Genomic DNA, 14,421 nt, shown 5'->3' on the forward strand with positions numbered 1-14,421 from the left:
GCGATCGAGAGAGCCGTTGGCCTAACTAGGGCCGGTATAGATGTCGCGGCCGGCCCGGAGTGAAGCAGCCTTGGAGGGTTCGTTGCCTGGCTGCCCAAATCCTCATTCAACCGGCCTGAACGCCGGTCCCTCGAAGCGCAGCCCGGCTGCGCCGCGTGCGACGCTGTCATGGGCCGCGTGGATGAGGCGCGCCTCGCCGGCGTCCGCCAGGCGCGCGCGGCCGTCCAGCAATGCGGCGAGACGCCCGAGCGCCAGCGCCTTGTTGCGATGCTGCGAGCGGTCGTTGCGCGCGATCGCGACCAGCCCCGTCGGCACGTGAACCGCGCGCACCGCGCTCTCGGTCTTGTTCTGGTGCTGGCCGCCGGGCCCGCCGGCACGAAAGCTCTCGAACCGGACGTCGGCGGCCGCCAACGCCGCCATCCGCTCCGACAGGGGCAGATCGACGATGCCGACGAACCAGTTCTTGCGGCCGTGATGCGGCCGCAGCGGACTGCGGCACACCCAGAGCAGCGAGCCCTGCGTCCAGCGCCGCGCGAGGTCGGACGCCGTCGGCCCGTCCAGCACGACGATCGCGCTGGCCGGCCCATGCCGGTCGGTCTGCTCTCGCGCGATCGCGCATTCGCAGTCCGCCGCCTCGGCCTCGTCGGCGAGCCGCTGCAGCGCATGCGCGACCGCGATCCGGCATTCGGCCGGACCGCGGCCCGCCGTGAGGAGCAGCCGTCTCATCGCCGGTCCTCCCTGCGCGGCCGCTGGACGGCGATCTTCTTCACCGTCACCAGCGGGCGGAAGCTGGCGACGACGCGCGCCAGCCCGAATGCTTCGAGATCGGCGATCACGCCGGCGATCGGCTTGTAGGCCTCCGGCGCCTCCTCGGCGAGCAGCGCGCGGTCCTCGCAGATCACGCGGCCGCCGAACGGATTGCGCGCGAGACGCTCGCGATCCGATCGCGTGGCGCCGACACGGCCGATCATCGAACTCCGGTCGAACTTGCGACCGGCGCCATGCGCGATCGACCACAACGCCTCCTTTGGCGCTGACGCGAGCGGCGCGACCAGATAGGACAGCGCGCCGCGCGAGCCCGGCACGACGACGAGACCCTGGTCGGACGGCGCAGCCCCCTTTCGGTGCAACACGCCGTCTGCACGATGCTCGATGCAATTGTGTGAGCACGCGCAGACCGGATCGGCCTCGCAGCGCAGGGCCGTCGCGGCCCGCTGCGCAATCACCTGCCGGTTCAGCGACGCCCAGCGCAGCGCGTGGTCATGCGCTGCCAGATAGGCGTGGCCAGCCTCACTGTCCGGCGCGAGCGGCTTGAGACCCTCCGCAACGTGCCGTTCGAGCAGCGCGTGGCCAAGGCCGCGCGAGCCCGAATGCACCAGCAGATGGGCGCGGTCGCGATCGATACCGCAGGACGGATCGAACACCTCCTCGACCGCCTGCAGCTCACAGAAGTGATTGCCGCCACCGATCGTGCCGAGCGACGCATCGAAGTCGGACGGCGCAAGCTGATGAGCTGCGAGCTCGCCCACGATGTCGCCGTCATAGGGGGTGGCGACGTCGCGCAGCCGGTCGGCCGCCTTGTCGACGCGAATCCGGCGCGAAGCGAGGTCGAGCTGATACAGCGCCATGCCGCAGCCCGCATCGGAGCCGACGAAGGCCGGGTGGATATGGTCGGCGAGGATGGCGCAGCCGACGGGACCGAACTTGCCGGGATGCAGATCCGGCATGCCGGCGACAGCACGCACGCCACAGATGTCAGCCACCGTTTCGAGCTGGCGCGCAGCGGCGCCCTCGATCCAGGAGCTGGACGAGTAGAAGCCGTGGACCGGCGCACGGCCGTCCACGCGATGGGAATTGCCCATGTAAATACCTTGGAGAAAGACAGGGAGAACTGGTCAGGGACGATCAGCGCGCGCGGACGCACGCATGCCAGACCAAGCCTCGCCTCACGCGAGGATCAGTCCTGGCGGCTCCTGGCGGAGCAACGGATGATCGCAGTCATCGTCTCTCCCCTGTGCGGCGGAGCCGAATGCTCGACGCCGGAGCGCGTAGTAATCACATCCCGATCATATTGGCAATGTGCATCATTCAACCGATGTCCCGCTGTGACGTACAGGACACGGATGCCCCGTCGTTTTCGAGCAGCTCGCTTTCTCTCCGTCATTGCGAGGAGCGCAGCGACGAAGCAATCCAGGGCCCCACGCACCACACTGGATTCTTCGCTGCGCTCGCACAGAATGGGCGGCATCGAAGATGGACAACGGCGCATCTGCCCGCAGCCGGCAGATCCAGGCACGTGCATCCTCGCGATCAGAACAGCGCGAGGAAATCGCCGAGGAAATAGATGATGGCCACCACGATCAGCGCGCCCATCAGCAAGAAGGAAAGCTGCACGGCGATCGCGCAGCCGCCCAGGGTCGTCGCCATCGCCGCGACGTGCCGCTCCTCGCGACGCAACTGACCCACGACGCCGAGAATGATCGCAAGCAACCCGAGCGAGACCGCGGCCACCGGCAGTTGCTGGTGCAGGAGGTCGGTCCAGGACGTCTCGCGCACCGGCGCCTGGTAGTCGGCGCCCTTGATGCGCGCCATCAGGCGCTCCTTCACGCGATATCCGACATCGACGATGACCTTGTCGATTGGCGGCGGCGGATCGATCACCGGCAGCATCCAATGCGGCAGAACCGCCGCGACCAGAGCAACAAGCCCGATCACGCAACCGATGATGCCCAGCCGGCGCGACTGAACGATCGTGTCTGTCATGGCTCAAAATCTCCGATGCGGGCGTGCTGCGTCTGCTTCGGTGGCGGCGGAAGGATTGCGAAACGTTAATCTCGTCATCGTCACCGCGGAAAGGACCGAACCCTGCAAGCCTGAACGCCGGATCATGCGTCGGCCGCCGGAGCTCTCCGGTTCAATCCCTCCGATCCGCCCAAGCTCATAGCAAGCGCGTCCCAAGCTGCTGCGCCTCCCAGCCTTCGAGAAATTCCCGCTGCTGCGTGACCCAGCGGACATTCTCGCTACCCCATTCGCGCGAACGGCTGGCCTGCTCGCCCATCAGCCAGAAGTGCCTGACGATCACGAAGGCATGCGCGGCCTCGAAATCAGCGGTCGAGATCGGGCGGACCGAGCGGTAGCCGTCGACGAAGGCGTGCCACGCCGCATGAAAGCGCCGGCCGAACGACAGCTTGGCCCACAGGAACACGGCCATGTCATAGGCCAGATAGCCGGGGCCGCCGTCGTCGAAGTCGAAGAACACGGCCTCGCCGCCAGCGCCGATGCGCGCATTGAAGCCGTGGCAGTCGCCGTGACAATGCGTCCATGTCAGGCCCTCCATCGCCTCGATCCGTGCGGCGGTTCGCTCCGCGATGTCCTGGAGAAAGCCGCCATCGTCGGCATCGATTAGGCTGCAGAGCTGTTGAACGCGCGCGAGCGGCCGGCGCAGCAGATGGTCGAGGTCCAGAAGATAGAGCGGCGCTTCGGGCCGATAGGACATCGCCGCCGCGTGCACTCGGGCAAGCGTCACGCCGTTGGCGCGCGCGTCGCTCTGCGATGCGACCTCCGGGGTCCGTCCCTCGATGGCGTGAAACAGCACGCCTTCGCGGCGGCCTTCCGCCGCCTCGCCGCGTACGAACAGCGCGCCGTCGCGCGCCGGAACCGCCGCGGCCACCGGCACGCCGCAGCGCGCGAGATGTGCGAGGAAGTCGGTCTCGGTGCGGACATCGGCCGGGCCGCGGGCGCGGTGATGCGACAGACGGAAGACGTAGCGTGCGCCCGTTGCGGATGTAATCAGATAGACGTCGTTGAAGCCGCGGTTCATCAGGCGGCACGCGAGCGGCTCTGATAGCGCGTAGTGTGTTGCCACGAAGCGGCCCACGCTCTCGGCGCCGGTCGTGGTGTAGATCGGCTCGAAGTCGGGCACGTCGCGTGTTCCGGATTGTGGAGACGATGGCATCCTAAGCTGCTGCCGTCCGCGGTGAAAGGCGGGACGGGCACGAGCAATCCATCGCATTGGCGTAGGCAGGTTGTACCGGGCTGCCCGTCGGGCAAATCGATCGAGGTGGCGAGCGCAATCTGCCGCTGATGTCCAGCCCGCCTGCGAAAAATAATCTTGTTTCGCTTTTCCGGAAATAATGCTTATCTCCCGCGCATCCCGCCTCATGCTGAGAGGGGCGTACGCGTCGTCACGATACGCGGGGGCGGGGAGTGGTGGCCGTCGCGAGGTCGGGCGCGTTCGCGCGCAAGACGACTGATGTCGTGGCGGACGGTCAAGCCGTGTGGTCCTGGCGCCCCGAAGCTGGCGCCAAGCTTGCGATCACGTTCGTGCGTGGTTGCGAGCGACGGGGGCAAACAAGCCGGTCCCCGGGGAGAGCGCGGAGCAGCCGTGAAAACCATCGCGCAGGGAAGGCCGGGTCGATCCGGCTGATCCTGTGGTTCCTGCCCCGTGCATTCTTGTCGCACGGGGGCCACGGGCCTCAGCCGAGGCTCGGTCTTCCCTGCCCCCTCTCGCTTGCGGAGGGGAGTTCGATCAGCACGGCTCGGGCGGATTGCGCCGCGGGAGCGCGGACGCGTGTCTTGGCAGACGCATGTGCACGAACGCTATTTGGCGCCGGTGCGTCAGCGACGCGCCTTGTCCTGACGGGCGGCCGAATGCCGCAGCCCAGAGAGTCTCGCGCGTGTCCCGGTTGACCGAGATCAAGAGCGCTCGCGCTTGCTCCCTTAAGCCCCTACAACTCTGTTGTTCGTTGGGATCAAGAATGGACGTCGTGGTGCCGCAAGATCCAATCGTGCCTCCATCTGGCTTGCGGCGGCGGCTCGGACTGCCGCTGCTGGTCCTCTATGGCACGGGCGTAACCGTCGGAGCCGGCATCTACGTCCTGATCGGCGCGGTCGCCGGTCATGCAGGAGTCCATTCCTCCTGGGCCTTTGCGCTGGCGGCGTTCGTGATGGCGTTCACCGCCGCCTCCTATGCCGAGCTTGCGACCCGCTATCCCGTGAGCGCCGGCGAAGCCGCCTATGCCCGCGCGGCATTCAAGTCGCGGCTGTTGTCGACGGCGGTCGGCTCGCTGCGGCTCGCCACCGGCATCATTGCGGCGGCCGCGGTGACGCTCGGCGGCGCCGGCTACATCCGGCAACTGATCGATCTGCCGACGCCGTTGATCGCGATGGCAATCGTGGTCTCGCTCGGCATGGTCGCGTCCTGGGGCATTCTCGAATCGGTGATGCTCGCCGGACTGCTGACCTTGATCGAGACCGGCGGACTGGTGTGGATCGTCGTCTCGGCCGTTCACTCCGGCGTCGCGTTCGGCCCTGCCTTGCTGACGCCGCCGCCGCTCGATCTCGGCGTTCTCTCAGGCATCACGTTCGCCGGCCTGCTCGCGTTCTTCGCCTTCGTCGGCTTCGAGGACCTCGCCAACGTCGTGGAGGAGGCCAAGAGCCCGCAGCGAAACATTCCGTGGGCGATGGCGCTCACGCTGCTGATCACCTCCGTGCTGTATGTGCTGATTGCAGCGATTGCGGTGACCGCCGTGCCGCCGGGCACGCTGTCGGCCTCTTCCGCGCCGCTCAGCGTGGTGTTCAATGCCGTCGCGGGCATCAGTCCGGCCACCTTCAATGCGATCGCGATCGTGTCCACGCTCAACACCATTCTCGCCCAGATGACGATGACGGCCCGCGTCGTCTATGGCATGGCGGGGCAGGGCGACCTGCCGCGCATCGCCGGCCGCGTCGATCCGCGCACCGGAACGCCGCTGATCGCAACCGGCCTCGTCATGCTGGCGGTCGCGATCCTCGCGCTGGCCTTCCCGCTGGAGCGGCTGGCGGAAGGCACCTCGCTCGCGACGCTGACGATCTTCGCCATCGTCAACCTGTGCCTGCTCCGTATTCGCATCCGGCGCATCGGATCGGAGGCCGCCCATGTGCGGGTGCCGCTATGGGTCCCTGCGCTCGGTCTCGTCACGTGTATGCTGATGATCGTCAGCGCGTTCGTCGCGCCTTAAGCCGGCCGGGAAGGAACTGTCAGCCCGATGTATCATGTTTCCCGATGGTCTCCGGCGTCGACCTGGCGATGTGATTCAGGACCATGTCGATGCCGGATCTCATGAGCCTCAGTCCCGCGATCATCGCGATCGTCGTTGCGCTCGGCATCGGACTGCTGATCGGCCTCGAGCGCGAGCGCCGCAAGGGCGAGGGGCCCGGACGCTCGCCCGCCGGCTTGCGGACCTTTGCCGTGGCGTCGCTTGCCGGCGCGATCGGCATGCTGATCGGCGGCAAGGTGCTGCTGGCCGTCGTCACCGCTGGAATCATGGTCCTCACCGCGATCGCCTATTGGCGTTCGCACAGCGACGATCCGGGACTGACGTCGGAGGCGGCGCTGATCCTGACCGTCCTGCTCGGCGGTCTCGCCACCGAGCAACCGGCTCTGGCGGCGGGCGTCGCCGTCGTGCTGGCGGTGCTGCTGGCGGCCCGGCCGGTGCTGCACGACTTCGTCCGTTCGGTGCTCAGCGAGAGCGAGCTCAAGGACGGCCTGATCTTTGCCGCGGCCACGCTGGTCGTGCTGCCCCTGCTCCCCGATCAGCCGATCGGTCCGTACGGCGCGCTCAATCTGCGCGGCATCTGGACGCTCGTCGTCCTGATGATGGCGATCGGTGCCGCCGGACATGTCTCGATGCGTCTGCTCGGCGCACGCGGCGGGCTCGCCGTATCCGGCTTCGCCTCGGGCTTCGTCTCCAGCACGGCCACGATCGGCGCGATGGGCGCGCGGGCGCGCAAGGCGCCGGAGCTCGGCGGTGCCGCGGCTGCGGGCGCGACATTGTCGACCGTCGCGACCATCGCCCAGCTCGCCGCGGTGCTGGCCGTCACCAGCCTGCCGGCGCTGCAGGCGCTGCTGGTTCCGCTGCTATGCGCCGGCGCGGCGGCGGCGATCTACGGTGCGATCTTCACGATCGTCGGGTTGCGGCAGAGCGGCTCCGCCGATCTGCCGCCCGGACACGCCTTCAGCCTGCCGGGCGCGCTGTTGCTGGCGCTGACGATCTCAGCGGTGCTGGTGCTGTCGGCCGCGTTGCGCGAGGCGTTCGGCGAAGCCGGCCTGGTGGCGAGCGCCGCCGTCGCCGGTCTCGTCGATACCCATGCGCCGGCGGTGGCCGCGGCTGCGCTTGCCGCGTCGGGCAAGATCGGCGCCGCCGATGCCGTGGCTCCGGTGCTCGCGGCGCTGTCGGCGAACACGATCAGCAAGATCGTGGTGGCGTGGACCAGCGGCGGGTCGTCCTTCGCCCTGCGTCTCGTCCCCGGACTCGTCCTCGTCATCGCCGCCGCGTGGGCCGGCGCCTTCGGACCGAGCCTTGCCCATGGTCTTGCCGATGTGCTGGTCCATCCGTGAGCGCGACGTCCGCGCCGCACCTACGCGCTGCGCGGCAAGCGCTCGACCGCGGCAGCAGCACCGCTGCGATGCTGGACGAGCCACGCGATGGCGTCGTCCTCCTTCATCGGCTTGCCATACAGCCAGCCCTGTCCATAGGAGCAGCCGAGCATGCGAAGGCACTCGGCATCCGCCTCGCTCTCGACGCCCTCGGCGATCATGCGGTGGCCGAGCGGCAGCGCCACCGCGGTGATGGCGGCGACGAGCTGCTGATCCCGTCGATTGCCGGCGATGCCGTGGATGAAGGAGCGGTCGACCTTGATGGTGTCGATCTCGACCGCCATCAGGTTGGCAATCGAGGAATGGCCGACGCCGAAATCGTCGATCGCAAGACCAAAGCCGTATTGGTCGATCAGCTTCAATTCGTCGGCGCAGCGCTTGGGGTCGAACATCGCCTCTTCGGTCACCTCGATCTCGATCCGGTGGGGATCGACGCCGTAGCGCTCGGAGACGGTCTTGAGGGTCTGCGCCGGCGAGTGAAGCGGGAATTCCCGCGGCGAGACGTTGATCGACACCCGGATGCCGTGCGCCTTCTTGCGGTCGAGCGCGCGCAGGAACGCGCAGACGCGCTCGCCCACGAACTCCGTGAGCTGGCCGGACAGGCGCAATCGGATCGCCGCGGACACGATGTCCGGCGGCGGGATCAGTCCGGCGCTCGGGTGCTTCCAGCGCAGCAGCGCCTCGAAGCCGATGACCTCCTGCGTGGCCATCGCGACCTGGGGCTGGAATTCGACGTGCAGCTCGCGGCGGGCCAGCGCGGCGGGGAGCTCCGCATCGAGCCGGCGCTGCAGCGTCAGCTCGGACTGCATCTTGGCGTCGAATACGCGCATGCAGCCGCGACCGTCGTCCTTGGCGCGATACAGCGCGACGTCGGCGCGGGCGGAGAGCTCTTCCAGATCGATCGAGCCTTCCGCATGCGCCGCGATGCCGATCGAGCAGCTGACGGGCAGCACCTGGCCCGCGATCGCGAGCGGCTGCGTGAGGGCGGCCATCAGCCATTCGGCGAGTGCGACGGATCGGCTCGCGACATCGTCACCCTGCATGACGACCACGAACTCGTCGCCGCCCAGGCGAACCGGCAGATCGTCGGCGTGGCAGGCGGACTGCAGCAGGGTGGCCACGGCCTGGATGACCCGGTCGCCGGCGTCGTGGCCGCGCGTATCGTTGATGGTCTTGAAGTTGTCGACGTCGATCAGGAGGAATGCGACCCCACGTCCGGAACGGCAGGCCGCGGCGGCCACGGTGCGGAAGTGACTGCGATTGGCGAGCCCGGTGAGCGAGTCCGTGCGAACCAGGCGCTCCAGGGCGTGGTTGGCCTCGGCGACGGATTCCGCCAGCACCGTCGCCTCGATGGCGGTATTCTGGCTCGCAATGAAGTTGCGCTCGCCGAGCCGCGATGCGCGGAACAGCATGAAGGTCAGGAATGCGACGTCGACCGCAACGATGTAGTCGACGTCGCTGCCCGAGATCAGCATCCGCAACACGGTCGAGCCCATCAGCGGCGCGCCGAAGGCGATCGCCATCGGCGAATAAGCAAGACTCTGGATGATGGCGCCGGTGGTGGTGCCGGCCATGATGAAGACGACGTCGTTGACGTTGTGCGCGCGGGAGAAGGCCGGCAGCGCGAGCGGGACGATCGCCCACAGCACTCCGCTGGCGAAAGCCATGATGGTGAGATTGCGCAGCACGCGCCGTGGATCGCGCTCGATCCGTCCGGAAGACTTCAGGTACGACACCCATCCAGCGCGGAGCGCCGCGAAGGTGATGGCGGCTGCCAGCCACCAGAAGATGAGCGTGCCTCCCTCTCTGAGATACAGCAACAGCGCCAGCGACGTTGCGATCGCCACATTGGCGAACAGCGTCAGGGAAATGTTCTGCAGCGAGCTCGCTGCCTGGGCTTTCGCGAGCGCCGCCGCTTTGCACTCGGTGATTGCGGTCTGCATGCGCGGAACGGACGGCCCTGCTGAATCGGTGACGGAAGCGGGCAGCCATGGCGGCGCCCAACGCGGCGACGCAGGAGCATGCTGAACAGGGGCCTAAGGTGGGGTTAATCCAGCCCATTATACCGCCGGACGGCCGAGCCATTCAGCGAGCCGTCTGGCCGATCGAGCCGGTGGTCGTCGACGTCGGACATCGATCACCCCCAGCCGGCACTGCCGTGCGAGCGCTTCCGCCATTTCACAGAGGTCCAACGACGACGACAAAGCGCCGATCCGCTACGGATCGAGCTCGGTGTCCCAATAGAGATAGTCGAGCCAGCTGTCGTGCAGGTAGTTCGGCGGAAACAGCCGGCCGTTGCGATGGAGCTGGTGGACGGTCGGCGCGTAGGGCGCCTGCTTGGGGAACATCTTGGCCTGCTGCGGGGTCAGATTGCCCTTCTTCAGATTGCAGGGCGAGCAGGCGGCGACGACGTTTTCCCAGGTGGTCTGGCCACCCTTGCTGCGGGGAATGACGTGGTCGAAGGTCAGGTCGTCGCCAGAGTGGCAGTACTGGCAGGCGAAGCGGTCGCGGAGGAAGACGTTGAAGCGGGTGAAGGCCGGATGCGTCGTCGGCTTCACGAAGGATTTCAGCGAAACCACGCTGGGCAGCTGGATCTCGAAGGAGGGACTTCGGATCGCTCTGTCGTAGTATTCGACAATGTTGACGCGATCGAGGAACACCGCCTTGATCGCGTCTTGCCACGACCAGAGAGACAGTGGGTAATAACTCAGCGGCCGGAAGTCCGCGTTCAGCACCAACACCGGCCAACCGCCTTGCGAGACATGTGCGTTCAAGTAACGCTCCTGGCCTCCATAACGGCTGCGAAGCAGCATGCCCTCACATACTACATGCAGCGTGACGGGATTGTGAAGCCCCAAGAATGGCTTGACACGGCTTCTCCCGTCTTTCGAGGCGGCGCCCGAAAGGCGTCAAAACGGCGGCAGAGCGGTTTGCAGCTGCACTGCAAATCAGTCGCAGATCTACGGTCGCCGCCCCAACTGGCTGGCGAGGCGTCGTCAGGCCGGGACACGCTCCAGCTTCTGCAGGCAGCGGTGGATGTTGAGCTCGGCGGGCATCGGCCGGTCCGGGAAGCTTGTGCTCCAATTGGTGACGCCGACCTCGCCGACATAGATGTCGCCGCGGCTGTCGATCGCGAGGCCGTGCGGCGCCAGGAAACGGCCGGTTTCCAGGCCCGGGCCGTGCTCGCCGCCCAGCCGCGCCAGCCGCTGACCGCCAGCATCCGTGATGGTCAGGCGAGGGCCGAGATTGGGGACGTTGAGGTTGACCGGCATGCCCGGACCGAGCTCACCGATGATGAAGGTCCTGCGCCTGGCGCCGCAGGCACACAGCGCACAGGGCCGGTGCAGATTGTTCCACTGCGTCTCGTAGCGGCCGTTGCCGTCGAAGATCTGGACGCGGTGGTTCTCGCGGTCGGCGACATAGACGAAGCCGTCGGCATCGGTCGCGATGTTGTGAACGATGTTGAACTGGCCGGGATCGGAGCCCGGCTCGCCCCAGCTGCGGATCAGCCGGCCGTCGGGGGTGTATTTGTGGACCCGCGCATTGCCGTAACCGTCGGAGACATAGATCTCGCCCGAGGGCGACAGCGCGGTGTGGGTGCAGCGGTTGAACGGCTCGCCGCTCATGAACGGGGTCGGACGCTTCGGCAGGCCGATGGTCAGCAGCACCGTCCCTTCCGGAGTGCATTTGCGGACGGTGTGGTCGCCATCATCGGTGCAGTACAGATTGTCGTCGCCGTCGATCGACAGGCCATGGGCGCGGCTGAACAGGCCCTCGCCAAAGCTCCTGATGAAATTGCCGTCGCGGTCGAACACGATCATCGGATGGGCGCCGCGATTGAAGGCGTAGACACGGTCCTTGCTGTCCACGGCAACCGAGGCGACGTCGGTCAGCGCCCAGCCTTCGGGCAGCTTGGCCCAGTCCTTGACGACGCGATAGCTGTGCTCGCCAGAACCGAGAATGGGGGACATGCGGTGGCCTCCGGGAATTCGCGCAATCCAAGTTGCCGCAAGGCTACACGCGACCGGCACCCGGCGGAAAGCGCCTCATGCTGCCATCGTGAGCATGTGCCCCTGATCCGGCGGAATGCGTCCCTGCAACGTGTCGAGATAGACGCGCCGCACCGCGTCGGGACCGCGTCCGTCGACGATCGTCAGCCAGCCGTCGAGCCGCGGGGCGAAGTCCTGCCACGCCGCGCCGAGCCGCGCCTCGATGCCGCCCGGTCCCCATTCCTTGGCGCGCTTCCTGATCTGGTCAGGCGCGAAGAACCAGGTGGGCCGGGCGCCGGAAAGCGTCTCGACATCATCGCTGCCGTCCTGATGCGTCAGGCCGATGCGGCCGGAATAGACGAGGTTGTCGCCGTAGTGTCGATGCAGCGCGGCGCGCAGACTGGCATTGCCGGCCATGTCGACGAAGGCCGCGCGCGACGTCGCGTCGAGCATGTCGACCGCATCGTAGGTCACGACTTCGTCATAGCAGCCGAGCGAGCGGACGAAGGCCGCATTCGATGGCGAGGTCAGCCCGATCACGCGGATGCCCTTGCGCTGCGTATGCAAGAGGTGGGCGAGTCCGAACGCGGTCTTGCTCGAGGCCGAGGACAGGATCACGGTCGTTGCGCCGAATTGGGCCTGTTCGGCGAGGAAGTCGTCGACCAGGAACGAGAGCATGAACAGCGGGCGCAGCAGGGCCTGATGATCGCCGTGCCGTCCGGCAAAGGCGGGATCGTCGCCGACCCGCGCATAGGCGTTGTAGACCGGCGCGACGCCCTGCCGGTGTGCGGCCGCGTCGCGCAGGCCGCGCTTGCCGACATCGGCGGCCTCGATGACGAGATGCGTCGCCATCGGGAAGTAGCCGAACAGGCGCTCGCCTTCCGCGACGGCAGGATGGCGGGAGGCGATCACGTCGCCGAAGCCCCACACGGGAATGATGCCGAAGCCGTCGGGCGCAGGAAACAGCTGCCAATATTTCAACTGCTCGCCGAGCAGCGCGTAGGTGATGTTGTTGGCGGTGAAGGCGAAGCGGTCGACCTTCACCAGCAGCGCCTCGGCAGGAAGCGCGTCGCCATCGGGAATCTCGGTGACGATCGTCTTGCACTGCTGCAGATCGCTGCGTGTGACGATGAAGTCGGACGATTGCATGATGAAGACCTCGGCCGTTCGATGATGTGCGTCGTGGTGCGATCCTGGCCGACATCGATGACCGTTTTGCAACCCCAACTTTGTTTGAAACGGCGTTCGCCGGAGTTGTTAGTTCGCTGATGCGATGACGCCCTCGCGCTTCTTGAGCACGCGGTAATAGCTCCACCACAGGTGCGCCGCCGCGCCGCGCAGTGGCCGCCAGCTTTCCGCGAGCGGCATCATCTGCTTGGCCGTTGGCCGCGTCGCAAGGCCGAGCCCGACCTTGACCGCCTCCTGCACGGCGAGGTCGCCGGCCGGCCAGGCATCGCCATGGCCGAGGCAGAACAGCAGGTAGACGTCGGCGGTCCACGGTCCGATGCCGGGCAGGGTCGTCAAGGTGGCGTGGGCGGCATCGGCGTCCTCATTGGCGAGCACGTCGAGATTGAGCCGCCCGGCGCCAAGCTCGCGCGCGATGTGCTTCAGCGTCTTGATCTTGGCCGCAGAGAGACCGAGCCGTCCCAGCCGGTCGGCGCGGGCGCGGCGGATGGCGTCGGCATCGAAGGGATCGAATGCCGCCTGCAGCCGGCCCCAGATCGCGGCTGCGCTGGCGGTCGACAGTTGCTGGCCGCAGACGATGTGCGCGATCCCGGCAAAGCCTGGCTCGCGCCGCCGCAGCGCCGGCATGCCGGCGGCGGCGAGGATCGGCGCCAGCCGCGCGTCCTGCTTCACCAGGTCGCGGATCGCATCCTCGAGGATGTCCTGGCTATCGAGGTGAAGGGTCATCTCAGTGCGACCTTTTCCATTGTCATGCGCGGGCTTGACCCGCGTATCCATCTCGGATCGAACGAGCCCGCGAAGAATGATCGTCGGACCACGCCAGCTCAAGTCCGGCAAGGACGAGATGACATGCCACCCGTTTTCCGATTCGCCCCCAGCCCCAACGGCTATCTGCATCTCGGCCACGCTTTTTCGGCGCTGTTGAACTTCCAATGCGCGCAGCGGAGCGGCGGCCGCTTGCTGCTGCGCATCGAGGACATCGACCCGACCCGCTGCCGCCCCGAGTTCGAGCAGGCGATCTATGAGGACCTCGCCTGGCTCGGCATCACCTGGGAGCAGCCGGTGCGGCGGCAATCGGAGCACCTCGCCGAGTATCGCGCTGCGCTGGAGCGGCTGCAGGGCATGGGGCTGGTCTATCCGAGCTTCGAGAGCCGGGCCGAGGTCGCGCGGATGGTCGCGCAACGGAATGCAGAGGGGGCTTGGCCGCGCGATCCGGATGGCGCGCCGCTCTATCCGGGGACGGCGACCTCGCTCTCCGAGGCGCACCGTGCGGCACTGATGGCCAGCGGCGCGCCCTATGCCTTGCGGCTCGACATGGCCGCCGCGGTCGCGCGCGCGGGCCGGGCGGCCTGGGACGAGTATGGCGCCGGGCCTTGGGGCGAGAGTGGCAGGGTCGAAGCAAGGCCGGAGGCCTGGGGGGATGTGGTCTTGGCGCGCAAGGAGACGCCGACCAGCTATCACCTCTCCGTCGTGATCGACGACGCCCTGCAGGGGGTGACGGAGGTGGTGCGTGGACAGGACCTGTTTCATGCCACGAGCGTCCACCGGCTGCTGCAGGTCCTGCTCGGCCTGCCGGCCCCGGCCTATCGGCATCACCAACTGATTCGCGACGCGCAGGGCCACAAGCTGTCCAAGTCCACCCAGGCGACGGGATTGCGCGCCTTGCGCGCGGAAGGCGTCTCGCCGACGGAAATCCGACACAGGATCGGCATGGTCTAGCCGTGTCCTGTCCGCAGCCCTGATATCTCCGAATGTTTCCGGCGGGGACAACCTCCGGGGCATCGTGACACCCGGAAACGACCGTGCCATGCTGCTCAATGGCGCGGGTAA

General features: G+C 67.4%; 12 protein-coding genes. 3 read left to right on the top strand and 9 right to left on the bottom strand.

What is annotated here, in order from left to right:
- Positions 1-102: 102 nt before the first annotated feature.
- From prfH to QX126_RS19560, 4 genes are all read right to left on the bottom strand, one after another.
- Entirely contained in the window at positions 103-726 is a 624-nt protein-coding gene (prfH, locus tag QX126_RS19545) for a peptide chain release factor H (RefSeq protein ID WP_315783024.1), read from the bottom strand.
- The gene (locus tag QX126_RS19550; protein ID WP_315783026.1) at positions 723-1,862 is read right to left on the bottom strand and encodes an RNA ligase RtcB family protein; all 1,140 of its coding nucleotides are present in this window, start codon (positions 1,860-1,862) and stop codon (positions 723-725) included. Before QX126_RS19550 ends, prfH begins: the two co-directional genes overlap by 4 nt.
- 448 nt (positions 1,863-2,310) lie before the next feature.
- A complete protein-coding gene (locus tag QX126_RS19555; RefSeq protein WP_315783027.1) occupies positions 2,311-2,763 on the bottom strand; it encodes a hypothetical protein in 453 nt (150 codons plus the stop codon).
- Positions 2,764-2,938: 175 nt separating this feature from the next.
- Complete coding sequence (locus tag QX126_RS19560) at positions 2,939-3,922, bottom strand: phosphotransferase enzyme family protein (protein ID WP_315736192.1); 984 nt, start codon at positions 3,920-3,922, stop codon at positions 2,939-2,941.
- 865 nt (positions 3,923-4,787) lie between these two features.
- Here QX126_RS19560 and QX126_RS19565 point away from each other — a divergent pair.
- Both QX126_RS19565 and QX126_RS19570 read left to right on the top strand, forming a co-directional pair.
- Positions 4,788-5,999: an APC family permease gene (locus QX126_RS19565; protein WP_315783029.1), complete on the top strand. Its 1,212-nt coding sequence runs from the start codon at positions 4,788-4,790 to the stop codon at positions 5,997-5,999.
- A gap of 83 nt (positions 6,000-6,082) precedes the next feature.
- On the top strand, positions 6,083-7,378 hold the full coding sequence (locus QX126_RS19570; RefSeq protein ID WP_315783031.1) for an MgtC/SapB family protein: 1,296 nt from the start codon (positions 6,083-6,085) through the stop codon (positions 7,376-7,378).
- Positions 7,379-7,398: 20 nt separating this feature from the next.
- Here QX126_RS19570 and QX126_RS19575 read toward each other — a convergent pair whose 3' ends face one another.
- The 5 genes from QX126_RS19575 to QX126_RS19595 all read right to left on the bottom strand — a co-directional run bounded on the left by QX126_RS19575 (position 7,399) and on the right by QX126_RS19595 (position 13,317).
- A complete protein-coding gene (locus QX126_RS19575; RefSeq protein ID WP_315783034.1) occupies positions 7,399-9,360 on the bottom strand; it encodes a putative bifunctional diguanylate cyclase/phosphodiesterase in 1,962 nt (653 codons plus the stop codon).
- A gap of 273 nt (positions 9,361-9,633) precedes the next feature.
- Positions 9,634-10,191 (bottom strand): HNH endonuclease, encoded by a 558-nt coding sequence (locus QX126_RS19580; RefSeq protein ID WP_009025578.1) that lies wholly within the window; start codon positions 10,189-10,191, stop codon positions 9,634-9,636.
- Positions 10,192-10,413: 222 nt separating this feature from the next.
- Positions 10,414-11,388: a peptidyl-alpha-hydroxyglycine alpha-amidating lyase family protein gene (locus QX126_RS19585; protein ID WP_315783036.1), complete on the bottom strand. Its 975-nt coding sequence runs from the start codon at positions 11,386-11,388 to the stop codon at positions 10,414-10,416.
- Between the two features lie 75 nt (positions 11,389-11,463).
- Positions 11,464-12,555 (bottom strand): DUF2855 family protein, encoded by a 1,092-nt coding sequence (locus QX126_RS19590; protein WP_315783038.1) that lies wholly within the window; start codon positions 12,553-12,555, stop codon positions 11,464-11,466.
- 108 nt (positions 12,556-12,663) lie between these two features.
- Positions 12,664-13,317 (bottom strand): DNA-3-methyladenine glycosylase 2 family protein, encoded by a 654-nt coding sequence (locus QX126_RS19595; RefSeq protein ID WP_315777793.1) that lies wholly within the window; start codon positions 13,315-13,317, stop codon positions 12,664-12,666.
- 123 nt (positions 13,318-13,440) lie between these two features.
- On the opposite strand from QX126_RS19595, the gene gluQRS reads away from it, so the two are divergent.
- Positions 13,441-14,310, top strand: coding sequence for a tRNA glutamyl-Q(34) synthetase GluQRS (gluQRS, locus tag QX126_RS19600; protein ID WP_315736199.1), 870 nt, complete (start codon positions 13,441-13,443; stop codon positions 14,308-14,310).
- The last annotated feature ends 111 nt before the right edge of the window (positions 14,311-14,421 follow it).

Origin of the sequence: Bradyrhizobium sp. SZCCHNPS1003, assembly GCF_032381555.1 — a bacterium.
Classification (GTDB): domain Bacteria; phylum Pseudomonadota; class Alphaproteobacteria; order Rhizobiales; family Xanthobacteraceae; genus Bradyrhizobium.